At 65.8% G+C, this 22,461-nt stretch carries 22 protein-coding genes; 7 read left to right on the forward strand and 15 right to left on the reverse strand.

The features are described 5' to 3' along the window. Positions 1 to 63: 63 nt before the first annotated feature. Positions 64 to 459 (reverse strand): DUF934 domain-containing protein, encoded by a 396-nt coding sequence (locus HB681_RS33510; protein ID WP_213959208.1) that lies wholly within the window; start codon positions 457 to 459, stop codon positions 64 to 66. Further along, positions 456 to 2,234 carry a nitrite/sulfite reductase gene (locus tag HB681_RS33515; protein WP_213959209.1) on the reverse strand — a complete coding sequence of 593 codons (1,779 nt, stop codon included), beginning with the start codon at positions 2,232 to 2,234 and terminating at the stop codon, positions 456 to 458. Before HB681_RS33515 ends, HB681_RS33510 begins: the two co-directional genes overlap by 4 nt. 278 nt (positions 2,235 to 2,512) lie before the next feature. On the opposite strand from HB681_RS33515, the gene HB681_RS33520 reads away from it, so the two are divergent. Next, positions 2,513 to 3,115, forward strand: coding sequence for a peptidoglycan recognition family protein (locus tag HB681_RS33520; protein ID WP_213959210.1), 603 nt, complete (start codon positions 2,513 to 2,515; stop codon positions 3,113 to 3,115). Further along, entirely contained in the window at positions 3,106 to 3,489 is a 384-nt protein-coding gene (locus tag HB681_RS33525) for a hypothetical protein (protein WP_218628373.1), read from the forward strand. Before HB681_RS33520 ends, HB681_RS33525 begins: the two co-directional genes overlap by 10 nt. Positions 3,490 to 3,558: 69 nt before the next feature. Here HB681_RS33525 and HB681_RS33530 read toward each other — a convergent pair whose 3' ends face one another. The 7 genes from HB681_RS33530 to HB681_RS33560 all read right to left on the reverse strand — a co-directional run bounded on the left by HB681_RS33530 (position 3,559) and on the right by HB681_RS33560 (position 14,461). Continuing rightward, positions 3,559 to 3,957: a type II toxin-antitoxin system VapC family toxin gene (locus tag HB681_RS33530; protein ID WP_213959211.1), complete on the reverse strand. Its 399-nt coding sequence runs from the start codon at positions 3,955 to 3,957 to the stop codon at positions 3,559 to 3,561. Continuing rightward, complete coding sequence (locus HB681_RS33535; RefSeq protein WP_213959212.1) at positions 3,954 to 4,205, reverse strand: AbrB/MazE/SpoVT family DNA-binding domain-containing protein; 252 nt, start codon at positions 4,203 to 4,205, stop codon at positions 3,954 to 3,956. Before HB681_RS33535 ends, HB681_RS33530 begins: the two co-directional genes overlap by 4 nt. A gap of 129 nt (positions 4,206 to 4,334) precedes the next feature. Next, positions 4,335 to 5,942, reverse strand: coding sequence for an MFS transporter (locus tag HB681_RS33540; protein WP_213959213.1), 1,608 nt, complete (start codon positions 5,940 to 5,942; stop codon positions 4,335 to 4,337). Positions 5,943 to 5,990: 48 nt separating this feature from the next. Beyond that, complete coding sequence (pgm, locus tag HB681_RS33545) at positions 5,991 to 7,631, reverse strand: phosphoglucomutase (alpha-D-glucose-1,6-bisphosphate-dependent) (protein WP_213959214.1); 1,641 nt, start codon at positions 7,629 to 7,631, stop codon at positions 5,991 to 5,993. 29 nt (positions 7,632 to 7,660) lie between these two features. Beyond that, on the reverse strand, positions 7,661 to 8,344 hold the full coding sequence (locus tag HB681_RS33550; RefSeq protein ID WP_213959215.1) for an HAD family hydrolase: 684 nt from the start codon (positions 8,342 to 8,344) through the stop codon (positions 7,661 to 7,663). 178 nt (positions 8,345 to 8,522) lie between these two features. Then, entirely contained in the window at positions 8,523 to 13,073 is a 4,551-nt protein-coding gene (locus tag HB681_RS33555) for an SdrD B-like domain-containing protein (protein ID WP_213959216.1), read from the reverse strand. A 317-nt stretch (positions 13,074 to 13,390) separates the two neighbouring features. Then, positions 13,391 to 14,461, reverse strand: coding sequence for an aldo/keto reductase (locus tag HB681_RS33560; RefSeq protein WP_213959217.1), 1,071 nt, complete (start codon positions 14,459 to 14,461; stop codon positions 13,391 to 13,393). Positions 14,462 to 14,596: 135 nt separating this feature from the next. Between HB681_RS33560 and cysC (HB681_RS33565) the strand changes: the two genes are divergently transcribed. From cysC (HB681_RS33565) to HB681_RS33580, 4 genes are all read left to right on the forward strand, one after another. After that, positions 14,597 to 15,172, forward strand: a complete 576-nt coding sequence (gene cysC / locus HB681_RS33565; RefSeq protein WP_213959218.1) for an adenylyl-sulfate kinase — start codon at positions 14,597 to 14,599, stop codon at positions 15,170 to 15,172. Between the two features lie 25 nt (positions 15,173 to 15,197). Beyond that, entirely contained in the window at positions 15,198 to 16,124 is a 927-nt protein-coding gene (locus tag HB681_RS33570) for a hypothetical protein (protein ID WP_213959219.1), read from the forward strand. A gap of 157 nt (positions 16,125 to 16,281) precedes the next feature. After that, positions 16,282 to 16,848 (forward strand): adenylyl-sulfate kinase, encoded by a 567-nt coding sequence (gene cysC, locus HB681_RS33575; RefSeq protein WP_345944799.1) that lies wholly within the window; start codon positions 16,282 to 16,284, stop codon positions 16,846 to 16,848. Further along, on the forward strand, positions 16,845 to 17,744 hold the full coding sequence (locus HB681_RS33580) for a hypothetical protein (protein ID WP_213959220.1): 900 nt from the start codon (positions 16,845 to 16,847) through the stop codon (positions 17,742 to 17,744). The genes cysC (HB681_RS33575) and HB681_RS33580 overlap by 4 nt, the downstream gene beginning before the upstream one ends. A gap of 16 nt (positions 17,745 to 17,760) precedes the next feature. Here HB681_RS33580 and HB681_RS33585 read toward each other — a convergent pair whose 3' ends face one another. The 4 genes from HB681_RS33585 to HB681_RS33600 all read right to left on the reverse strand — a co-directional run bounded on the left by HB681_RS33585 (position 17,761) and on the right by HB681_RS33600 (position 20,095). Then, positions 17,761 to 18,234, reverse strand: coding sequence for a VOC family protein (locus HB681_RS33585; RefSeq protein ID WP_213959221.1), 474 nt, complete (start codon positions 18,232 to 18,234; stop codon positions 17,761 to 17,763). Positions 18,235 to 18,256: 22 nt separating this feature from the next. Further along, positions 18,257 to 18,706 carry an SRPBCC domain-containing protein gene (locus tag HB681_RS33590; RefSeq protein WP_213959232.1) on the reverse strand — a complete coding sequence of 150 codons (450 nt, stop codon included), beginning with the start codon at positions 18,704 to 18,706 and terminating at the stop codon, positions 18,257 to 18,259. Then, the gene (locus tag HB681_RS33595) at positions 18,604 to 19,068 is read right to left on the reverse strand and encodes a metalloregulator ArsR/SmtB family transcription factor (protein WP_213959222.1); all 465 of its coding nucleotides are present in this window, start codon (positions 19,066 to 19,068) and stop codon (positions 18,604 to 18,606) included. Before HB681_RS33595 ends, HB681_RS33590 begins: the two co-directional genes overlap by 103 nt. A 64-nt stretch (positions 19,069 to 19,132) precedes the next feature. Next, positions 19,133 to 20,095, reverse strand: a complete 963-nt coding sequence (locus tag HB681_RS33600) for a transglutaminase family protein (protein ID WP_213959223.1) — start codon at positions 20,093 to 20,095, stop codon at positions 19,133 to 19,135. A 92-nt stretch (positions 20,096 to 20,187) separates the two neighbouring features. Here HB681_RS33600 and HB681_RS33605 point away from each other — a divergent pair, with 92 nt between their 5' ends. Further along, positions 20,188 to 20,829 (forward strand): trimeric intracellular cation channel family protein, encoded by a 642-nt coding sequence (locus HB681_RS33605; RefSeq protein ID WP_213959224.1) that lies wholly within the window; start codon positions 20,188 to 20,190, stop codon positions 20,827 to 20,829. Between the two features lie 10 nt (positions 20,830 to 20,839). On the opposite strand, the gene HB681_RS33610 is transcribed toward HB681_RS33605, so the two are convergent. Beyond that, complete coding sequence (locus HB681_RS33610; RefSeq protein ID WP_213959225.1) at positions 20,840 to 21,286, reverse strand: universal stress protein; 447 nt, start codon at positions 21,284 to 21,286, stop codon at positions 20,840 to 20,842. Between the two features lie 98 nt (positions 21,287 to 21,384). After that, a partial coding sequence (locus tag HB681_RS33615; protein ID WP_213959226.1) for an FAD-dependent oxidoreductase occupies positions 21,385 to 22,461 on the reverse strand: 1,077 nt, incomplete at its 5' end.

Consider the following 22,461-nt stretch of genomic DNA (forward strand, 5'->3'; position numbering starts at 1 on the left):
GACGAGCGCTCATCGCAGGGCAACACTCTCCAACGCAGCGATGCGTCGGAATGCAAGGCGGTATCAGGCCGTGGCCGCGAAGTGTGGCGCTGTCTCCACCGCGTCGCCCTGGTAGAAGGCGGCGAAGCGGTCGAACTGGCGTTGCGCATCGGAGACGTCGACGCCTTCCTTCAGCACGGCGCTGGAGAAGCCCGTGCGCTGCATCTGCACCAATTGGTCGATCAGGACATCGCCGGTGGCGCGGATGTCGCCCTTGAAGCCGAGGCGGCGGCGCAGCAGGAAGGCCTGGCTGTAGGCGCGGCCGTCGGTGAACTTGGGGAACACCAGGTCGATGCGCTCGATGTCGGCCAGGCAGACCTCGATGGCTTGCGGATCGGCATCGTTGGCCAATTGCAAGACCTTCGGGTCGCCGTCGTCGACGTGCTCTTCCGCGGCGAGGATCTGCAACTTGCGGTTCATGCTGCCACCTCCGCCTTGAAGCGCGCACCGTTGGCGGAAGCCTTGAACGGGTCGATGCCCACGCGACGCAGGGTGTCGATGAAGGTCTCCCCGGCATTGCGCGTGTCGCGATAGGTGCCGAGCACGGCCTCGATGACGTCGGGCACTTCGGCCGCGGAGAAGGAGGGGCCCACGACCTTGCCGGCTTGCGCCGCGCCGCTGAGGGCGGAACCATCGGAACCGCCGAGCGTGACCTGGTACCACTCCTTGCCATCCTTGTCGACGCCGAGGATGCCGATGTGGCCGCTGTGGTGATGGCCGCAGGAGTTGATGCAGCCGCTGATGTGCAGGTCGATCTCGCCCAGGTCGTCGAGCTCGTCGAGGTCCTGGTAACGCTCGGTGATGGCTTCCGCAATCGGGATCGAGCGGGCGTTGGCCAGCGCGCAGAAGTCGCCGCCAGGGCAGGCGATCATGTCGGTCAGCAGGTGCACGTTGGCGCTGGCGAAGCCGGCCGCGCGGGCCGCGAGCCACAGCGCATGCAGGTCCTCGGCATGCACCCAGGGCAGCACGACGTTCTGGTCGTGCGTGACCCGGGCCTCGCCGGCGGAGAAGCGGTCGGCCAGCGTGGCGATGGTGTCGAGCTGGTCGGCGTCGGCATCGCCGGGGGCCTGGCGCAGGCGCTTGAACGACAGCGTGACGGCGCGCAGCGCGGGGTTCTTGTGCGGCGCGACGTTGCGGGCCAGCCAGCGCGCGAACTGCACGTCTTCAGTGGCCTGGGCGCGCAGTTCGGCATCGGTCTGCTCGGCGCTCTGCAGCACGCGGATGGCGAGCGTGGGCGGCACGAAGCAGGCGGCCACGCGGTCGTATTCGGCCTGGGTGATGGTGTGGGGTGCGCCGTCGTGCTCGACGATCTGCTTGTACTCGGCCTCGACGTCGTCGATGTAGCGCTGGCCTTCGGCCTTCACCAGGATCTTGATGCGGGCCTTGTAGATGTTGTCGCGGCGACCGTAGCGGTTGTAGACGCGAATCACCGCTTCGAGGTAATTCATGATCTGGTTCCACGGCAGGAACTCGCGCAGCACGGTGCCGATGACCGGCGTGCGGCCCATGCCGCCGCCGACCTGCACACGGAAGCCAAGCTCGCCGTCCGCGTTCTTGCGCAGGTTCAGGCCCACGTCGTGCCAGCCGGTGGCGGCGCGGTCTTCGGCGGCGCCGGTGATGGCGATCTTGAACTTGCGCGGCAGGAAGGCGAACTCGGGGTGCAGCGTGCTCCACTGGCGCATGATTTCGGCGAAGGGGCGCGGATCGGCCACCTCGTCGATGGCGATGCCGGCGCGCTCGTCGCTGGTGATGTTGCGGATGCAGTTGCCGCTGGTCTGGATGCCGTGCATGTTGACCGAGGCCAGCAGGTCCATCACGTCGGCCGATTTGCTCAGTGGGATCCAGTTGTACTGGACGTTCTGGCGCGTCGAGAAGTGCGCGTAGTGCGTCGGCAGTTTGGTGGTGCCGAGCTTGCCCTGGGTCTTGAGGGCGTTCTTGTAGACCTCGGCCTCGGGCTCGTCGTATTCGCGGGCGATCGTCGCGAGTACGCGCAGTTGCTTGCTGGAGAGCTCGCCGTAGGGAACGGCCACGCGCAGCATGGGCGCATAGCGCTGCACGTACCAGCCGTTCTGCAGGCGGAGTGGACGGAACTCGTCTTCATGCAGCTTGCCGGCTTGCCAGCGTTCGAGCTGGTCGCGGAACTGCGCCGCGCGCTGCTGCACGAATTGGCGGTCGAAATCTGTGTATTGGTACATCGTGAAAGTCTTGAAGATTGGTGCGGCCAACGCCAGCCCAAGAACGCGGGATTCTGGAAGAACCGCTTATAGAAGCAAACTATTTTTTGGTACGCGCTTTATGCGGATAAGCTTATTCCTCAACGCCCATGCGGCTTGCCGCGGGGTTTTTGGCGGATTCTGGATAAGCCGACCTGGCTTGCTCCGTCTCTCGTCAGCGCGCGCTGCCGTGCATTTTCGCTGCAACGCGGGGCGCTACGATCGCGGGGGATTCCGCAAAGACAACATCAGGGAGAAACATGTCCCCCATCGACAAGGACGGGATGCTGATCGACAGCCGCGTCTTGCTCAGGCGATCCGCTTCCATCGAACACGGCGAACTGTCCGGCGTGCGTGCCATCGTCGTTCATCAAACCGATTCATCCAGCGCGCAGGCCACGCTCAATGGCTATCAGAACGGGGGCAACGGCGCCCACTTTCTTATCGACAAGAACGGCCAGATCTTCCAGACGGCCAGCCTGCTGAAGCGTTGCTATCACGTCGGCCGTCTGATCAAGTCGAAGTGCCTGGCCATCGACAAGAGCAAGTGCGACAGCGCAACGATGGCGAAGGTCCTGGCCATGACGTGGGTGAAACAGATCGCCGAGATCGACGCGCTCGAGCGCGCGAAGTCGTATCCGGACCGATATCCGGTCAACAGCGACTCGGTGGGCATCGAACTCGTCGGCCAGCACATCGACGACGACAACTACGAAGCCGTGACCGCGCCGCAGAACACGTCGCTCCAATGGCTGGCGAGCGAGCTGTACACGCACTTCAGCCTGAAGGCGCGCGATGTCTACAGGCATCCTGAGGTGTCCTACAAGAACCCGGGTGAGGCGAGCACCGCGCGATGGCAGTAGCGACCCGGGCGGGCGCGCTTGCCGCCGCCGTGCTCCTCGCCGCTTGCACTGCTGCGCCTGAAAGTGCGCGGGACGCGATCACCGACGTGTATGTCTCGGACTTCCGCTCCGCGGCGCCGGCGTCGTGCCGGCCGTCCGACGTGGCGCTGACCCATGCTCAGGCGCGGTCGTTCTTCTTGCGCGCCGGACGCGTGGACTACAAGACCTTGCAGGACAACTACGAGATCGCGCCTTGCAACATCGAGGGGACGTTGAAGCGCAACGGCGAGGCTTGCGAATGGAAGATCCGACCGGGTGCGACAGGCAGTATCCGGTGCGGGTCGAAGACTGACTACTTCGTGTGCGAGACCTGCAAGGATCTGTTCGGGCGCTAAGCGGCGTGAGCCAAGAGTCGGGCACATCGGCGGCATCTTGCGCCAAGATGGGGACGTTACCGAGGGGAATCAGGAGAGGAGTTGAGCCAGTTGGCCTCGCTCGTTGGCGAGCTTCACAGCTTGCCTGTCGAATGACACGAATGTCTCTCCACCGAGCCATGAGCCTTCATAGGCCATGATGCCGTCGGCGAAGTCGCCACCGCCTTCCAGAAAGGACAAGCCGAATTCCACGGCGGGACGATTCATCACCACGTTACTGGCATCAAACAGTAGCCGGATGGCATGCCCGATGCTCGTGCTATCGAGCTTGTAGCCTCGACTCAGCACCGAAACGAATTCACACAGGCTGGGCAAAGACACCGCCACCAACTCGGCAGATTGCAGAAGTTTGTCAGCCACTCGCGTCTGCCTTGCGTCATCTCGCACGGCCGCCCGAACCAGCACATTCGTGTCGACGATGACTTTCAACGTTCACCCGCCCACCCGGACGCAATGGCCTCGTTCATTTCTTCAATGGTGAGCTTCCTCGTGGTCTTGTCTGCGAGACAACCGAGGAATGAGCTGATATTGCCGGCGGGACGCGAGGCTTTCACCCGCAACTCGCCGCCGGGCAGCTTGTCGAACTCGATGCGCTCGCCTGGCTTGATGCCCAGGTGCTGCAACAGGTCGCGTTTGAGCGTGACCTGGCCTTTCATGGTGACGACCAATGAAGTCATGGAAACGCCTCCAGAGTTTCAACACAATGCGATGGTAATTGATATTTGCATTACCTGTTCATGATGGCCAAAGCGCCGGCCTGTCGCAAGCGCAAAACCATGCACCGCTTTTGTGGACCGGCCCATCGCTCACCGCGCGCGCAAGAGCAGCGCCTGCTGGATCTCTTCCAGCCGCCGCCCACGCGTCTCGATCCCGCTGCGGACCAGCAGTGCTGCAGCCACCGCCATCGGCGCCGCGATCAGCAGGGCCGAGGTCGCGAAATGGGTGAACACCCCCATCACGCCGAGGCCCGCGCCGACGATGCCGCCGAACTTGGAACTGGCCGCGATCACGCCTGAACCCGTGCCGCGCAGGTGCACCGGGTAGATCTCGGCGGCATAGGGAATCAGCATCGCGATCACGCCGCTGGAACTGACGAGCAGCAGTGCGGTTGCGGCGACGATGGCCACGCCCGATTGCACCTTGACCACGCTCATCGCCACGAAAAGCAGCAGTGTCGCGGTCGTGAGCACGATGAACAGCACCAGCGCCTTGATGCTGCTCCAGCGGTGGTAGAGCCAGATCACGATGCCGATGCCAGGCAGCGCCAGCAGCGCGGAGCGCGCGAGCAGGGCGCTGGCGGCGGTAGCGTCCATGCCCATGCTGCCCAGGTTGGTCGGCAGCCACAGCAGGAAGCCGAAGTTGACCAGGCCCCAGGCAACGCCGCAGACGATCAGGCCCCAGGTGATGCGTGCATGGCTGCTGCGCAGCAGTTGGGCCAGCCCGCCGGACGACTCCTCTTTCGCGACCTCGACGATCACCGCCCCGGCGGCCGTGGCGGCGCTGCGCGGGCCGGAGAAGCGCGCCAGCACTTCCCGCGCCTCGTCCGCCAAGCCTGCGTTCGACAGGAAGCGTGGCGACTCCGGAATGAATCGGCCGAGGAAGACGATGATCAGCCCGGTCGGCAGGCCCAGCAGCCATAGCGCACGCCAGCTGAATTCCGGCACCAGCCAGGCGGCGGAGCCAGCGGCCAGCAGGTAGCCGGCCGAAGTGCCGACGCCGCCCAGCGCGACCAGCAGCCAGCCCCGGTGCGCCGCGGGCACCGATTCGGCCATCAGCGTGAACGTGATCGGCAGCAGGCCGCCGGCCGAGGCGCCCATGAGGAAGCACATCGCCAGGTTCCAGCCGAAGGCCGGCATCGCGCCGCAGATGGCCGTGCCGATGAACATCAGCGCCGACAGCAGGATCGCCGCGCGGCGTCCGAACACGTCGGCGATCCGGCCCCAGAGCACCGAGCCCACGGTCGTGCCGGTGAGCGCGACCAGCGCCAGCACGCCGGCCGTTTCCTTCGTGATCTCGTATTCCCGCGTCATGCCCGGCATCACGAACCCGAGCGTGGCCGGCTTCAGCACGTCGACCGCGAGGGCGATGACCAGGACGAGAACGAGCTTCCAGTGCTCCGCGTTGAGCGGCACGCCGTCGGCCACGTGGAATTGCAGGTGGCTGTCGCCATGGCCGCTCTTTGCCATCCGGCCGATGCGCGGCATCAGGCCATAGGCCGCGAGCAGCACGCCCAGCGGGATCATCGCCATGCCGATGAGCATGGGCGTGTCCATCGGCATGCCGACCATCTGGTAGCCGTTGCGGCGGCCCATCATGAACATCGGCATGTGCGACAGCACGCCGCCGATGATGGCGATGCAGCCGATCCAGAAGGCGACGGGGTGGTGGAAGGAGATCGAGTGGTTGGTGTTCATGGCTGCGTTCGAATCCTCGTGGCCGCCATGTACAGGCCCGCGCAAACTTCAGGCCAAGGCCTTGTCGACGATCGCCTGCGCCTCGCTGATGATGCTGCGCAGGTGCGTCTCGCCCTTGAAGCTCTCGGCGTAGATCTTGTAGATGTTCTCCGTGCCCGACGGCCGCGCGGCGAACCAGCCCTCGGCCGACATGACCTTGATGCCGCCGATGGCCGCGCCGTTGGAAGGCGCGTTCGACAGCACTTTCTCGATCTTGTCGCCCGCGAGTTCAGTGCTGGTGACCTGCTGCGGCGTGAGCTTCGACAGCCGGGCCTTCTGGTCCGGCGTGGCCGGCGCATCGACGCGGTCATAGGCCGGGTCGCCGAATTCCTGCGTCAGCTGGCGGTACAACTCGCCGGGGTCGCGGCCCGTCTTCGCGGTGATCTCGGCCGACAGGAGTGCGGGGGCGAGGCCGTCCTTGTCGGTGGTCCAGACCGTGCCGTCGCGGCGCAGGAACGAGGCGCCGGCGCTCTCCTCGCCGACGAAGCCGAGGCTGCCGTCCATGAGGCCATTCACGAACCACTTGAAGCCGACCGGCACTTCCTGCAGCGGCCGGCCCAGCCGCGCGGTGACGCGGTCGATCATGGTGCTGCTGACCAGCGTCTTGCCGACGGCGGCGTTGGCAGCCCAGTTCGGGCGGTGCTGGAACAGGTAGTCGATCATCACGGCCAGGTAGTGGTTGGGCCGCATCAGGCCACCGCTGCGCGTGACGACGCCGTGGCGGTCATGGTCGGTGTCGCAGCCGAAGCCGACGTCGAACTTGTCCTTCAGGCCGATCAGGTTGGCCATTGCGTAGCGCGACGATGGGTCCATGCGCACGCGGCCGTCCCAGTCGAGCGGCATGAAGGCGAAGGTGGCGTCGACGTCGGGGTTGACGACGGTGAGGTCGAGCTTGTAATGGTCGGCGATGCGGCCCCAGTAGTGGACCCCCGCGCCGCCCATCGGGTCCACGCCCATGCACACGCCGGCCGAGCGGATCGCTTCGAAGTCGATGACGTTGCCGAGGTCTGCGACGTAGTTGGCGACATAGTCGTGGCGGTGCGTGGTCGCGGCGCGCAGTGCCTTCGCATAGCCCATGCGTTTCACGCCTTGCAGCCCGGCCTTGATGATGTCGTTGGCGCGGTTCTCGATCCACTTGGTGACGTCAGTGTCGGCCGGGCCGCCATTGGGCGGGTTGTACTTGAAGCCGCCGTCATCCGGCGGGTTGTGCGAGGGGGTGATCACGATGCCGTCGGCCAGGCCCGCCGTACGCCCACGGTTGTAGACCAGGATGGCGTGCGAGATGGCCGGTGTCGGCGTGTAGTCGTCGTCGGTGGCCAGCATCAGCTCGACGCCGTTGGCGGCCAGCACTTCGATGGCGCTCGCGGCGGCGGGCTCCGACAGCGGGTGCGTGTCGATGCCGAGGTAGAGCGGCCCGTCGATGCCCTTCTGCGCGCGGTATTCGCAGATGGCCTGCGAGATGGCCAGCACATGCCATTCGTTGAAGGCCGCGTTGTACGAGGAACCGCGGTGCCCGGAGGTGCCGAAGGCCACGCGCTGCGCCGCAACCTCCGGGTCCGGCACCAGCGCGTAGTAGGCGGTGACGAGGCGCGGCAGGTTGGCGCGCATGGAGGCGGGTGCGATCTTGCCCGCGAGTGGACTGTCGGCCATGTTGGTTTTCTCCGTCGTGTCGTATGGAATCAGGTCGATGCAGCGGCATGCAGCGCGCCCAGGTCGAGGCGGGTGATGTCGGCGATGGCGTCGATGGTGAGGTCGGCGGGAGGCAGTGCGTTGACGACGTCCGCCTCGAATGCGTAGTGGCCCTGTCGCACGAACACGGTCGTCAGGCGCTCGCCGAGCACCTTCTTCATCGCGGTCAGGATGCGCAGCTTGTCGTCGACCATGACGTAGTGCGCTGCCGGATGACAGCGCTGCAGGTCATCCAGCATCAGCTCCTTGTGGATGTAGATGAGCACGCGCCCCTCGACCACATTCCACAGCCCCGAGCGCTGCACCTTGCGCGGCTGGAACACCACGTCGCCGTCGGACAGGATCACGGTCGGTCCCCACTGGCGTGCATGCGCCAGCGCCTCCAGCGCGCCGGGGTAGATGCGGTCGGCGAAGGGGTAGTCGATGAGGAACGCAGACATCAGCAGCAACTGCGGGTCATTCAGCGCATCGAGCCGGTAGCGCTGCAGCGCGCCGAGGTAGTCGACATAGCCGAGTTCGATGCGCAGGTCCTCCAGGATGGCCCAGTAGCGATCGGCTGGTAGCTGGCCGAATTCGGCGGCCAGATGGCTGGCCAGGTCTGCCCGGATGGCGTCGTTGTCGAGCAGCGTGTTGTCGACGTCGAACAGGAAGACTGTTTGGGGAAGGGCGGGCATCGGCAGAGGTTAACGCCAATGGCTGGAAAGTTGGTGGTCGGCGTTCGCGCTTCTCGATGCACGGCGCTGCGAACTGCGGTGCTGGCTGCCGGCGACCAACTCTGGTGCATTCCCTGAGGTTTGGGGAACGGAAAAGGGCCAGCCTCTTGCGAGACCGGCCCTTTCGATCCGAACGCGCTTAGCCGGCCGTGGCGTGGGCCTGCTCGCTGTTCAGGGCTGCCACCAGCTTGCGCAGCACATCCGCCGCATCGCTGACATCCATCGTCGCGTCCGCATCGTTGGAGGCGACCGCGGCAGTCGGCGCCACGGTGCCCAGCACGCCGTCGAGCGAGTCGCTGCCGAGCAACTGGGAGAGCGTCGGGGCCGCCTCGGTCGTGCCTGCGAAAAACACGTCTTCGGTCATCAGCGTGCTGCCGTCGGTACGCGTTGCCGTGGACTCGATGTGCAGTTTGCCCTGAGCGTCGTAGGTCAACGACGCTTCAGTGCCGATGGCGTCGATGCCATGCTGCGCCAGCGTCTGGATTTCACCCGACTGCACCACCGCGTCGCCGTTGTCGACCCACAGCTCGATGCCCTTGAGTTCGCCACCCGAGAGCTTGCCGTCGTGGTTGCTGTCCAACGCTGCAAGCTTGTAGTAGCCGTTGCCGTAGGCACCGCCCTGGTCACCGAACAGGCGCGCACCGCTCATGTCGTGCGCGGCGTTGCCATCGCGGTTGTCGATCAGAATGCCGTCGCCGGAACCGTCGAACCACTCGGTGGTTTCCTTGGTGCCGTTGCCGTCCATGTCGAACTGCACCGTATGGCCCAGCGCGGCATGCGCGTCCTTGTCGTAGGAAGACGTGGCGCCGGTGACGCCGATCTTGCCGTCGCCGTTGAGGTCCAGCGCGATGGGCGTGCTGATGACGGTCATGCCCGTGTTCGACAGGATGGAGCCGTCGTAGCAGTACGGGTTGGCGACGGTGCCGGTGTCCTGCATCTGCCACGTCAGGTTGTAGACCTGGTAGGCACTTCGGAAATCGAGGTCCAGCTTTCCGGCATTGATGTCAGCCACGGAGATCGTGTAGGTCTGCCCCTGGCTGAAGTCCAGCACCTGTCCGTTGTAAACGATATCGGCATAGGCCGCCGTCGCACCCTTCAACCCGGAGACCACCACCGCCGCGAGCGTGTCTGCGTCGTTGGCAACACCGGTGTTGTACGTCCCGAACTGCTGCAACTGGTCGGCCGTGTCGCTGTAAGTTCCGAAATCCGCCAACGTATAGCCGTGGACCCAGTGGGTCACGCCTCCTGCCACATAGGTGTTTTCCCAGCCGCCGGGATGGTACCCGGCACCGCCGTTGGCGACGAGTGCGTCGGAGATGGGATTGATCGTCACGTCCACCGTCTGCATCGACCGGTTGCCCGCCGCGTCTTCCACGGTGTAGACCAGCTTGTCGTTGCCGTAGTAGTTGGTCATGGTCTTGTAGGTGACCGTGCCATCCGCGGTGAACGAGATCGCCCCTGCCTTGCTCTGGAACGTACTGTCGAGGGCGGTGGTCTCATGGGCCACACCGACCAGTTTCAAGCCGGGGTTGTCGTTGGCCAGCACGTTGAAGGTTACCGACCGGTCCTCGCACACCTTGACTGCATCAGGCTGGGTGCCGAGCGTGGCCAGCAACCCGGCGTCCAGCGTGAAGTTCTGTTCGCCGGCCGCCAAGGTGACGACCTGGGTCGCACCACCGAAAGCAACATCCGAATCGGACGCATCGTTGCCGATATTGGACTTGGTGAACATGTAGCCGTCGGGGCGCTGGAATTCGACCTGGTAAGGCATGCCGGGCGTGAGGCCGTAGAAGTGGTAGCCACCGTTGGCGTCCGTCAGCACCGTGGCGGTGGTGTCATCGGCCGTGCCCAGCGCCTTGTCGGCGCCGCCGCCATGCAAGATCACCCGCACGCCGGCTGCGCCAGCTTCGCCGGCATCCTGCTGGCCATTGGCGTTGGTGTCGTACCAGACACGATCCCCGAGGGCAGCCGACTTCACGATACCGGCATCGACGTCGGTGCGCTCCTGGCCCGCTGCCAAGGTGATCTTGTCGGTCAGGCCAGTGACCTGGTTGGCATCGCTGTCGATCGTGTCGTAGGCGTTGCTGCCATAGTTGGCCGTGGTGAACGCGGCGCCCGGTTCCAAGCCGCTGAACCGTACCTGGTAGTCGCCCGCCGTGAGGCCGGTGAACAGGTAGTTGCCGTTGGCATCGGTGGTCTTGGTCTGCACCACCAGGTCATCGAAGGTGCCGAACACACCGTCGAATCCCGCGGTCTTGAGTTCCACCTTGATGCCGGCCACCCCGGTAGTTTCGTCCTGGTAGCCGTTGTTGTTGGTGTCGGCCCATACCTTGTCGCCGATGCTGCCCAGGCGGGCGGTGATGCCGATGTCCAGCGTCAGGTTGTCTTCGCCCTTGCCGAGCTTGACCACGTCGGTGTAGCCGCCCACGCGGTCCGCATCCAGCTTGGTCATGTCCGAGTCGGCGGCATCATTGCCGCCGGCGTTGGCGACGGTGACTTCCTCGGTCGCGGAGTTCAGGCCGTAGCCGTTGTAGGTCTTGACGGCGTAGTTGCCGGCGGCCAGGTCGGTGAACTTGTAGTTGCCGTTGGCGTCGGTGTACTTGTCGGCCACATACACATCGTCGGCGGTCCCGGCCACGCCGTCTGCCCCGAGGTTGTACAGGCGAACCAGCACATTGGCCTTGCCTGCCTCGCCCGCGTCCTGCACGCCGTTGCGGTTGGCGTCGAACCAGACGCGGTCGCCCAGGCTGGAGAGTTTGTCGCGAATGCCTGCATCCACGTCGGTGCGATCCTGGCCTGCGCCCAGCGTGATCTTGCCGGTGCTGCCCGTGACCTGGTCGGCATCGCTGTCGAGCGTGTCGGCGCCGTTGTTGCCATTGTCCTTGGTGGTGAACTCGGTACCCGGCTGGATGCCGCTGAACTTCACCTGGTAGTCGCCCGCCGCGAGGCCGGTGAACAGGTAGTTGCCGTTGGCGTCCGTGGTCTTGGTCTGCACCACCACGTCGTCGGCGGTGCCGAACACGCCGTCGGTGCCAGCGGTCTTGAGTTCTACCTTGACGCCGGCCACGCCAGTGCCGGTCTCGTCCTGGTAGCCATTGCGGTTGGTGTCCAGCCACACCTTGTCGCCGATGCTGCCACCCTTGGTGAAGCCGGCGTCGACGGTGTTGTTGATCTGGCCTTCGGTGAGCGTGTAGCAGCCCGTGAAGCCGTTGCTGCCGGCGTCCGAATCGAGCGCGTCGCTGCCCACGTTGGCGGTGCTCAGGATCGTGCCATCGTTGGAGATGAACTTGACCATGTAGTCGCCGGGCTTCAGGCCGCTGAAGCTGTAGTTGCCGTTGGCGTCGGTGGTCTTGGTGCCCACCAGCGTGCCGGGCTGGTCACCCACACCGCAGGTGTACAGCTCGACCTTGACGCCGGCCTTGCCGGTTTCGCCAGCGTCCTGCACGCCGTTGCCGTTGCTGTCGTTCCAGACCTTGTCGCCGAGGGTGGCGGGCTTGTAGAAGCCGGCATCGACGGTGTTGTTGGTTTCACCGGACGCCAGCATGTAGCAGCCGGTGAAGCCGCCTGCGGTGACATCGGAATCGAATGCGTCATTGCCGATGTTGCCGGTGGTGGCCACCGAGCCGTCGAAGGCCATGAACTGCACGATGTACTGGCCGGGCACCAGCTTGTCGAACTTGTAGTTGCCGTTCGCATCGGTGACGGTGCTGGCCACGAATCCCGCGGGCGTGCCGTCCTGGCACACATACAGGTTGACGACAACCCCGGCCTTGCCGCTTTCGCCCGCGTCCTGAATGCCGTTGCCATTGCTGTCGTTCCAGACCTTGTCGCCGAGCTTCGCGTATTTGTAGAAGCCCGAATCGATGGTGGCGTTGTATTCGCCGGCGCCGAGGTAGACGACGTTGGAGAGCGCGCCATCGCTGTTGGCGCCCGAGGCGGCGTTGCCATCGGCCTGCCGGGGGCTGGCCGCATCAAAGCCGGCAGGGCTGCTGAAGCGCACCTGGTATCCCAGGCCCGGTGTCAGGCCCTTGAAGCTGTAGTAGCCGTTGGCATCCGTTGCGGTGTTGGCGACCACCTCGTTCGCGCCGATGATGCCGTCGCCATTTGCATCGCGCACCAGTTGCACGGCAACGCCGGCGATGCCGGTCTCGCCCGCGTCCTGGATGCCGTCCGCATCGGCGTCGTGCCACACCCGGTCGCCGAGCTTGGCAGCGCGCGTCTCGACGATGACGTTCTGGTCGTGGATCTGCTCGCGGGTGACCGGGTCGATCACCACGGCAAGCACCTGGCCTACATCGGGCACGAAGTCGGCATGCGTGGTCGCGAGGCGGCTCAAGGCGCTGGTGTTGTCGGGGACTTGCGCCACCAGTCGCCAGATGGCCAACTGCACATCGTCGGCGGTATAGCCGGTGTCGCCCTCGCGGTAGTAATTGAGCAGCCAGTTGATGCTGCCGGCGTACTGGTAGGCGTTGTCCGCTGCGACCTCGTAGCCCGCGTAGCCGTTGCCGCTGTAGGGATAGCCGTTCTCATACATCAGCCGCACGAAGGGCTGGATGCACCAGCCGTTCAGTACGGTGCCCGACGCACCGAGCGGGGTGCTCGCATTGAACAGGACGTCGTAGTAGCTGTCGTTGCCCGGTCCGGGAGGCTTGGTGAATACGACGGGTGCGGAGAAATACGGAGTGGCCATGGCGATTGATCCTTTGCTTCAAGACAGAAGATTCCGGCGCGAGGCAATCGAAACCAAAGCTTCGACGACCCCGGCGACCGGCACGCAAGACAGGAAGGGATCAGGTGTGCGCTCACGTGCAGGCACGCTGCACGCCGATGGCTCAGGTCGAAGCCATCAAGCTGCGTATCGCGGCCGTTGCTGAAGTGACTGCTCCTGCCGTTGGCACGCATCCGGTGCTTCGACAGTGTTGTTGGTCCATCCCCGTCTCGAATCCAGCGACGCGTGTCGACTGGGCCCGATCAGGATCGTAAGCCGCAAGTAGTATTTTTTGCTTATCAATTCGAACTAGGCTGGACGTCGCGGGCCGCCGTGGCATCGGCGATCTGCTTCCTGCGATTGCCGCCCTGGCGTTCGAGCATCCATCCCGGGTACTCCGCAGGCAACCGGCCGGCATCGCCGATCTGCTGAAGCTCGGTGGCGCTCAGCACGACCTTCGTCGCGGCCATGTTGTCGGCAAGCTGGTCGGGCCGCTTGGCGCCGACGATCACGCTCGTCACCTGCGGCTGGTGCAGCAGCCAGGCCAGCGCGATCTGGGCGACGGACACGCCGTGCGCCTGCGCGATCGGCCGCATCGCATCGACGCAGTCCCAGGCCCGTTCGCGGTTCACCGGCGGGAAATCGAAGCTGGTGCGCCGGCTGCCTTCCTCGCCCTGCTGGTCGCGGCCGTACTTGCCGCTGAGCAGGCCGCCCGCCAGTGGGCTCCACACCATCAGGCCGAGGCCTTCGCTTTCGAGCATCGGCACGATCTCGCGTTCGAGGTAGCGGCCGGCCACGGTGTAGTACGCCTGCAGCGATTCGAAACGCGAGAGTCCCAGCCGATCGGCGATGCCAAGCGCCTTGACGATCTGCCAGGCGGCCCAGTTCGACACGCCCACGTAGCGCACGTGGCCCTGGCGCACGAGTTGGTCCAGCGCCCGCACCGTCTGCTCGATCGGCGTGGCCGGGTCGAAGCCGTGGACCTGGTAGAGGTCGATGTGGTCAAGCTGCAAGCGCTTCAGGCTCGCCTTCACGCCGTCCATGATGTGGCCGCGCGACGCGCCACGGGCATTGGGCCCGGGGCCGGTCTCTCCGAAGACCTTGGTCGCGACCACCACGCTCTCGCGCGGCACCTTGAGGTTCTTCAGCGCCTGGCCGGTGATCTGCTCCGACTGGCCTTCGGAGTAGACATCCGCGGTGTCGATGAAGTTGATGCCGCCGTCGAGCGCCGCGCCGATCAGGCGCTCTGCATCCGACTGCTGCAGTTCGCCGATCTTGTTCCAGAAGCCTCCGGTGCCGCCAAAGGTCATGGTGCCGAGGCACAGCTCCGAGACGTAGAGGCCGGTGCGGCCCAGTGGATGGTTGCGCATGAAGAGGCTCCGTTGGCGAAAAGCCAAGCAGCATAGGACTGCGGGCCAATGTAAACAAATCTTTACCAGCAAGGAACGAAACGTTCATCCCCGCTTCGTAGTCTCTCGTGTTGCTCAGCCACCGCCACAGCATCCATGCATACCGACCCGCGAATCCGTCCTCCGTTGAGCCTGGTTTCAACTTCTCCAGGAGTCGCCTGGTTCACCGGCTTGTCCGGTGCGGGAAAGTCCACCTTGGGCGCCGCGCTGCGCGAGCGGCTCGTGGCGCAGGGGGCGGCGGTGGCCATCCTCGATGGCGACGAGGTTCGAAGCGGATTGAGCGCGGGGCTGGGCTTCACCCCGGAAGACCGGATGGAGAACATCCGCCGCATCGCCCATGTCGCGCGGCTGCTGAGCGACCAGGGCATCTTCGTTATCGTGGCGGCCGTTTCGCCGTTGCGCACGCAGCGCGCGCTGGCGCGAAGCATCATCGGAGCGGCCTGGTTCGAGGTGTACGTCGATACACCCATGGCTGTCTGCGAGCAGCGCGACGTCAAGGGGCTCTATGCCCGCGCACGCCGCGGCGAGATAGCGCGCTTCACCGGCGTGTCGGATGCGTACGAGCCACCCGAGAATCCCGACTTGCTCATCGACACCTCAGAATGCGAGCTTGCCAAGGCGGTAGATTTTCTGGTTTTGTCCATTCGCACAGAAGGGCAGGCCGTTGCCTGACGGGCACTGCCTCTTCCCGTCACGCATGAAGCATCACCTGATCATTGGCGGCACCGGCCGCGCCGGCACCACCTTTCTCGTGCAATACCTGGATGGTTGTGGCCTGGACACGCACATCTCGCATCACGCCGACCACCGTGCGCACTACGACGAGAACGCCAACGCGGGGCTGGAGGATGTGCCGCTCGGCGACGCCGACACACCGTACGTGCTCAAGTCGCCCTGGCTCTACGAGTACGTCGAGCGACTGCTGGCGCGCGACGACATCGCGGTCGATGCGGTGATCCTGCCGATGCGCGGCATCGTCGAGGCCGCGACCAGCAGGACCCTCAACGAGTTGCGCGCCCGCGCCGCGTTGGACGGCCTGCCGCAGGATTGCCTGCTGTGGGAAACCTGGGGCACCACGCCGGGCGGCACCGTGTTTTCGCTCAACCCGATCGACCAGGCGCGCTTGCTGGCAGTGGGCTTCCACGAGCTCCTGCACAAGCTGGTGCAGAAGGACATCCCGGTCGTGATGCTCGACTTCCCGCGCTTCATCGAGGACCCTGCATACCTGTGCGCGAAGTTGCTTCCGGTGCTGGGAGGCAAGGTCTCGCCCGCCCATGCGCTCGACGTGCACCGCAGGCTGGCCGACCCGGCCAAGGTCAGGGTTGGCCGCGACCTGGCGGTGGACGCGGTGGACGCGGTGGCCGCGGGTTCGCGCGGGCAGGGCGCGGCGCTGGTGCGCGGCCCCGCATTTCCCCAGCCGGGGTCGCTCGATCGCATTGCACTGCGGCGCGAGCTGGACCGGCGCGGGGCGCGTATCGGCGAACTCGAGCGGCAGGTCGAGCAGCTGAAGCATGCTGGCCTCCGGCGCTGGATGGCCGCACCCATGCGAGGGGCTCTGCAGTGGGCGAATGAAGGGTTCAGGCGCTTTCGCAGGCTGATTTCAGCGCTGCAACATCCCGCTTGACCTCTTCAGCCTCGCCGGCATGGCGGCCATTGGACGTGTCGCTGTCGTCCAACATGCGGCCGGCGCCGTCCGCACGGTTACAGCTTGACCAGCGCAATTCCTTACAATATGTTGCGAATTCTGTGTCTTTGCCATTTCAATAGAAAAAGCGCCCCCAGTGAAAAATGCCTCGACAGCGGCACGTGTCGCATGGCTGACCGGACTCTCAGGCGCAGGCAAGTCGACCCTTGCCGCGGCTTTGCGTGATCGCTTCGTAGCCCAGGGCGCCGCCGTTGCGGTGCTGGACGGGGATGCGGTCCGCAACGGCCTGAGCCACGGTCTCGGGTTCAGTGCCGAAGATCGCATGGAGAACATCCGTCGCCTGGCGCATGTCGCGCGCTTGTTGAGCGACCAAGGCATCGTCAGCATCGTCGCCGCGGTGTCCCCGCTGCGCGGGCAGCGCACCCTGGCGCGCGAAATCATCGGGCCGGCCTGCTTCGAGGTCTACGTCTGCACGCCATTGGCCGTGTGCGAGCAACGCGACGTGAAGGGCCTCTACGCGCGTGCGCGCCGTGGCGAGATCCCGCTGTTCACCGGCGTCTCCGACGTCTACGAGCCGCCAGCCCATCCGGACTTGCGCATCGACACCTCGACCTGCGAACTCGCACTTGCGGTCGAATTGCTTTACTCATCCCTCGGCGAAGAGTTGCGGCGGGCCGTGGCCCAGGTCGCCAGCGTCTCATGAAACATCACCTGATCATCGGCGGCACCGGCCGCGCCGGGACCACCTTCCTGGTCCAGTACCTGAATGGTTGCGGCCTGGAAACGCACATCAGCAAGTACGGAAGCGCGTGGTACGACGAGGACGCCAACGCGGGGCTGGAAGACATGCCCATGGAACTGGGAGTCGACCACCCCTATGTGGTGAAGTCGCCCTGGTTCTACGAATTCGCCGAGCGCTTGCTGGCGCGCGATGACATCGTGGTCGATGCCGTCATCCTGCCGATGCGCGGCATCGTCGAGGCCGCAACCAGCAGGACCGTCAACGAGCTGCGCACCCGCTGCGCCAACGAGAAGGTGCCGGACGATTGCACGCTCTGGGAATCGTGGGCCGCTTCGCCGGGCGGCGTCGTGTACTCGCTCAATCCGCTCGACCAGGCGCGCTTGCTTGCCATGGGATTCCACGAGGTCGTGCATGCGCTGGTCAAGCGCGACATTCCGATCGTGCTGCTCGACTTTCCCCGCTTTGTCGAGGACGCTGAATACCTCTGCGCGAAGTTGCTGCCGGTGCTCGGCGACAAGGTATCGCGACAACGGGCGCTCGATGTTCATCGACAGCTGGCCGATCCGGGCAAGGTCAGGGTCGGGCGCGACCTGGCCGTCGATGCGGGTGGGGCTGGTCCGCGTGCGCCGGTGTCCGGTCCGAACTTTCCGGACTATGCGGCCCAGGATCGGATTGCACTGCGGCGCGAACTCGCCAGGGCGCGGGCGCATTCCGCTGACCTGGAGTGGCAACTAGCGCAGTTGAAGAACTCGATGGCGAACGCGGCGCCCGGGGACTGGAAGGCGGCGCTGAGGCATGCGGCGACCCTGTTGCTTGAGGGCTTCCGGCGCCCCAACTCGCCAGGCCTGGGCCGCTGACGCCGGAGGCGGCGGTTCAGGCTTCGGCGTAGGCTGATTTCAGCGCCGCGACATCCAGCTTGACCATCTTCAGCATCGCCGACATGACGGCGTTGGCCTTGGCCGCGTCCTTGTCTTCGAGCATCTGGCCGAGCGCCTTGGGCACGATCTGCCATGACACGCCGAACTTGTCCGTGAGCCAGCCGCACTGCGAGGGCTGGCCGCCTTCGAGCAGCCGGTGCCAGAAGTGATCGACTTCGTCCTGCGTTTCGCAGGTGACGAAGAGCGAGATGGCCGGCGTGAACTTGAACATCGGCCCGCCGTTGAGCGCCATGAATTCCTGCCCGTCGAGCTCGACGTTGGCGGCCAGCACCGAGCCCTTCTTGCCTGGACCGGCATCGCCATAGCGCTTGACGTTGTAGACGCGCGAGTTCTTGAAGATAGCTGCGTAGAAGTTGAGTGCTTCTTCGGCCTGGCCGTCGAACCAGAGGCAGGGGGTGATCTTTTGCATCGGGCTTTCCTTTCGTCGCTGATCAGGATGGATGGAGGTGTTGCGCGAGCTTTTCGAAGGTCTGGGTCCATCCGCCTTCATGGCCGTCGCGCGCGGCCTGGTCGAAGAATTGCGTGTGCACGAAGTTCATGCGCGTGCCGGTCGGCGTCTTCACGAAATCGATGGTGACCAGCGATTCGCGCTCGGGCGTGCTGCGCCAGGCCCAGCTGAACTGCAGGCGGCGGTGCGGCGTCACGTCGAGGTAGTAGCCGCTGACGCTGTGCTGTTCGCCGTCGGGCGTGTGGAACTCGACGCGGAAGTAGCCGCCCGTGCGCACGTCGGTCTCGGCATGCGTCACCGAGCCGGGCTCGCCGGGGCCGAACCATTCGACTAGCGCTTGCGGGTCGGTCCACGCGCGCCAGACTTTTTCGGGCGAGACGGGGTAGTGGCGTTCGAGGCGGAGTTCGGGGCGTTCGCGGGTGGGGGCGGCGATGTCGGAGCCATTGGAGTCGGGCATGACGTGGTTTCCTCCTGGTTGTGGAGATAGCGGCCGAGCGCGTCGAGCCGCGCGTTCCAGAACTTCTCATATCGGGACAACCACACGGCGGCCTCCTGCAATGGTGCGGCCGACAGCTCGCAGCGCACCACGCGGCCTTCTTTCGAGCGGGCGATCAGCCCCGCGGCTTCAAGCACGCGCAGGTGCTTCATGAAGCCGGTCAGCGACATGGCGTGCGGCTGCGCCAGTTCCGAGATGCTCAGGTCGCGCTGGCCCAGCGCGATCAGCACATCACGCCGCGTGCGGTCGGCCAGCGCGGCGAAGACAAGGTCGAGATCGGGGTCTGATAACTGAACCATCAGGTTAAGTATTGAGTCGATGCGGCCTTCTTGTCAAGCGTGCGGAAATTCGCACGCCAAGGAGTCAGGTTCGGACGCGGCGGACCTGCACCGTGGCGGTCAGGCCCTCGTACGCGTCGGCTTCACCGAACCAGCTTCCCGAAATCGGCGTTGCCAGGGCCGGGTCGCGGGCCACGCCGACGCGGATCAGCTGGCTGCTGCCCATGAGGTTGTTGGTCGGGTCGTAGGCGACCCAGCCGGCACCGGGCAGATAGGCATGCAGCCAAGCGTGCGTGGAGCCCGCGCCGACGGTAACGCCGCTCGCGGCGTCTTTCGCATCCTCTGCGTCCTGTGTTTCCGGTGCTTCCGGCGCGTCCTCTGTGTCCTCCGCGGCGGAGGGCGTGTCCAGCGCCGCGTCGTAGAGGTAGCCTGAGACGAAGCGCGTCGCCACGCCGAGCCGCCTGGCGGCTTCCATCATCAGCAGCGCGTAATCGCGGCAGCTGCCGGAGCCGAGGTTGAGGGTTTCGAGCGGGCTCTGCGTGCCTTCCTCGTCGCGCGCCTTGTAGGTGAGCGTCTTGCCGATGTGCGCGTTCATGCGGGCCAGCACCTCGCGTGTGCTGTTGGGCTCGTCGGTGTAGAGGAACTGGTGCGCCCAGCGGATGAGCGTGCCGTCGGGGTCGGGATGGTGCGGGCGCAGGTAGTGCTCGAGGTCCAGGCGGTCCTCGATCGAATAGGCGAAAGGCAGGAATTCGGCGGCCGGATCGAGTTCGCTCAGCGGGTCGTCGGCGGCGGGCACCTGCTCGATGGTGAAGGAACAGACCACCTTGAGCTCGGTCGCTTCGCCGAGCGGCTGCACCAGCGCGACGGAGTTGGAGTGCGGGTCCTGGATCAGCCGCACATTGGCGCGCGGGCTCACTTGCAGGTCGGTGGCGAGCACGCGCAGGTCGTGGCTGTCGCGCGGGCGGAACATCACGCGGTGCAGCCCGAAGGTGACGGGCTGGTTGTAGCTGTAGATGGTGGTGTGCTGGATGTCGTAGCGGGTGTGCATGGGAGATTCTCGGGTATGTCGCAAAGACTCGCGTTCATGGGCTGCATGGCATTTGGAGCGCGATGCCGGCAACGGCAGAATGCGCGCACCGCATGACAAGCCTTCTGCTGTTCTACATCCTCGACCTCGCCGGCACCTTCGCGTTCGCCTTCAGCGGCGCCGTGGCGGCGCGCAACCGGGGGCTGGATGTCTTCGGCATCTTCGTGGTCGCGTTCATCGTGGCGTGCGGCGGCGGGGTGGTGCGCGATGTCTGCATTGGCGCGGTGCCGCCGGCGGGGCTTTCGGATTGGCGCTATATCGCGATCTCGTCGGTCGCGGCCTTGATGGCGATGTACTCGCGCATCGTGCGGGAGCGGCTGGAGCAGCCCATCGTGCTGTTCGACAGCCTCGGCCTCGGGCTCTTCGCCGTCACGGGCGCGCAGAAGGCCATGATCTATGGACTGACTTCCGAAGGCGCGGTGATCCTGGGCGTGCTGACGGCCGTGGGCGGCGGCATCGCGCGGGACATCCTGCTCAATCGCGTGCCGGCCATCCTCAAGGGCCAGATCTATGCGCTGGCGGCGCTGGCCGCGGCCTTGATCGAAGTGTTCGGGAACCGCGCGCACTGGCCGGCGGACCGCCGTGCGGCGGCTGCGCTGGCGACCTGCTTCGTGCTTCGGTACCTTGCCGTGCGCTTCAACTGGCACCTGCCGCGCTTCGTCAAGCCGCCGGATGATGACGATTCGGAGAAGTAGCTTTTAGCCTCTAGCGCAGCACCAGCACAGGCGTATTCGAATGCGTCAGCACGTGCAGGGTCTCGCTGCCCATCAGCAATCGCTTGAGGGTCCGGCGGCCGTGCGAAGCCATCACGATCAGGTCGCAGTTGTGCGTGGTCGCGGTCTCGATGATGGACTCTGCTACCTGGTTCGATGGAACCACTGCCGATTCGACATTGCGCACCCCCTTGTTCAGGGCACTCGCCTTGACGGCATCGACCAGCCCGTGCGCCGCCGAGACCGACCGGTGGCGCATCTCCTCGACCTGCATCTGGCTCAGGACCGGAGAGCCTTCGAAGTAGCTGTGCGGCTCCAGGTGAGCCACGGTGACGGCGCACAAGTCGGCGCCGCAAAGCAGGGAAAGCTCGATGGCCTTGCCGACGGCCTGTTCCGACAGGGGGGAACCATCGGTGGCCACAAGAATTCGCTTGAACATGGGCTTCTCCCAAGGCTGGATGAAGCGGCCATTGGACTGCGATCTTCGGGGGAGCGAAAGGGATATTCGTGGTGCGCGCGTCGTTCGGCGCGCGGGGGTCAAGGCAGGCGGCGTGTGTCGAGGGCTTGCGCCATCGCCGCCGCGAGGGGCAGGGGCTCCGCGTGCCAGTGCGCGGCCAGCAGCTCCGCGCACAGCGCCGCGAAGGTCAGCCCGCGCGACCCGAGCGAGGTGCAGACCCACAAAGCGGGCTGGCCGGGCAGAGGGTCGGGCAGGGGGCCAGGCAGGGGACCGACCAGCGGTCGGCGATCTCCGGAGGCGCAGCGCACGCCGGTCCATGGCGTCGCGTCCTCGATGCCGCCGGCAAACGCCGACGCCAAGGCCGCTGCGGCTTGCGGGTGCAGCCGTGCGAGGCGTTCGCGATTGGCTTCGGTGTCCGCGGGGCGCGGCGCCAGGTCGACGCTGTCACGGTCGAAGGTGGCGCCGGTCAGCCAGAGGGCGCCATCGCCGTCCGGCACGCCCGCGATCAAGTGGCCATCGCCGTTGATGGGGATCTGCGGCAGGTCCGTTCCTGGAGGCAGTCGTCCCCATTGGACCTGGCCACGCACCGGCTGCAAGGGCAGGGAAGGGGCGAAGCGGGCGCTCTCGAAGCCGGCAGCGATGACCACGCGATCGAATCCGCTCACAAGTCGATGCGGCGCTGCATTCGTGACTTGAGCGCTCGCGGGAGATGGGGCGGGCGCGGCCGTGTCCGGGGCGGTCCTCAGCGGGTGATCACCCGCGGCAAGGAGTTGCCAGCAGCCGTCGATGGCCGCGATGCGTTCGATATCGCAGTCGGGCACCAGGCGTACGCCCGGCGTTGCCAGCCAGGCTTCCACCAGCGCGCGCGGGCGCACCCAGCCGGCGCGGCGGTGCCAGAGCGCTGCGGTATCGGTGGGGAGTTGCGCGGCGGCGAGTCGCGCAGCATCGGCAGGCCATGAAAGGTTTGGACCCCCTGCGCTCCAGCCGGGTGGCACGCGGGTGTCGCCATCGGCCCGGCGCTCCAGCACGCCGCTGGCACGCCAGTCGCGCCCTTCGACGAGGCGCGCCTCCAACTGTTGCCAGGTCGCGCGGATGCCGGCGCGCGTCAGGCGCGAGAGCAGGGCATCGTCGGGCGAGACATGCGGGGCGAGCACGCC

Origin of the sequence: Variovorax sp. dw_954 (genome assembly GCF_018449755.1) — a bacterium.
GTDB lineage: Bacteria > Pseudomonadota > Gammaproteobacteria > Burkholderiales > Burkholderiaceae_C > Variovorax.

Bases quoted from the DNA above. Each gene is read 5' to 3' on its own strand.
- HB681_RS33560 (WP_213959217.1), bottom strand. From the start codon at position 14,461: ATGCGCAACCATCCACTGGGCCGCACCGGCCTCTACGTCTCGGAGCTG.
- cysC (WP_213959218.1), top strand. From the start codon at position 14,597: ATGCATACCGACCCGCGAATCCGTCCTCCGTTGAGCCTGGTTTCAACT.
- HB681_RS33550 (WP_213959215.1), bottom strand. From the start codon at position 8,344: ATGCCCGCCCTTCCCCAAACAGTCTTCCTGTTCGACGTCGACAACACG.
- HB681_RS33515 (WP_213959209.1), bottom strand. From the start codon at position 2,234: ATGTACCAATACACAGATTTCGACCGCCAATTCGTGCAGCAGCGCGCG.
- HB681_RS33520 (WP_213959210.1), top strand. From the start codon at position 2,513: ATGTCCCCCATCGACAAGGACGGGATGCTGATCGACAGCCGCGTCTTG.
- HB681_RS33595 (WP_213959222.1), bottom strand. From the start codon at position 19,068: ATGGTTCAGTTATCAGACCCCGATCTCGACCTTGTCTTCGCCGCGCTG.
- HB681_RS33510 (WP_213959208.1), bottom strand. From the start codon at position 459: ATGAACCGCAAGTTGCAGATCCTCGCCGCGGAAGAGCACGTCGACGAC.
- HB681_RS33605 (WP_213959224.1), top strand. From the start codon at position 20,188: ATGACAAGCCTTCTGCTGTTCTACATCCTCGACCTCGCCGGCACCTTC.
- HB681_RS33600 (WP_213959223.1), bottom strand. From the start codon at position 20,095: ATGCACACCCGCTACGACATCCAGCACACCACCATCTACAGCTACAAC.
- pgm (WP_213959214.1), bottom strand. From the start codon at position 7,631: ATGGCCGACAGTCCACTCGCGGGCAAGATCGCACCCGCCTCCATGCGC.
- HB681_RS33535 (WP_213959212.1), bottom strand. From the start codon at position 4,205: ATGACTTCATTGGTCGTCACCATGAAAGGCCAGGTCACGCTCAAACGC.
- HB681_RS33570 (WP_213959219.1), top strand. From the start codon at position 15,198: ATGAAGCATCACCTGATCATTGGCGGCACCGGCCGCGCCGGCACCACC.
- HB681_RS33580 (WP_213959220.1), top strand. From the start codon at position 16,845: ATGAAACATCACCTGATCATCGGCGGCACCGGCCGCGCCGGGACCACC.
- HB681_RS33525 (WP_218628373.1), top strand. From the start codon at position 3,106: ATGGCAGTAGCGACCCGGGCGGGCGCGCTTGCCGCCGCCGTGCTCCTC.
- HB681_RS33540 (WP_213959213.1), bottom strand. From the start codon at position 5,942: ATGAACACCAACCACTCGATCTCCTTCCACCACCCCGTCGCCTTCTGG.
- HB681_RS33555 (WP_213959216.1), bottom strand. From the start codon at position 13,073: ATGGCCACTCCGTATTTCTCCGCACCCGTCGTATTCACCAAGCCTCCC.
- HB681_RS33610 (WP_213959225.1), bottom strand. From the start codon at position 21,286: ATGTTCAAGCGAATTCTTGTGGCCACCGATGGTTCCCCCCTGTCGGAA.
- HB681_RS33585 (WP_213959221.1), bottom strand. From the start codon at position 18,234: ATGCAAAAGATCACCCCCTGCCTCTGGTTCGACGGCCAGGCCGAAGAA.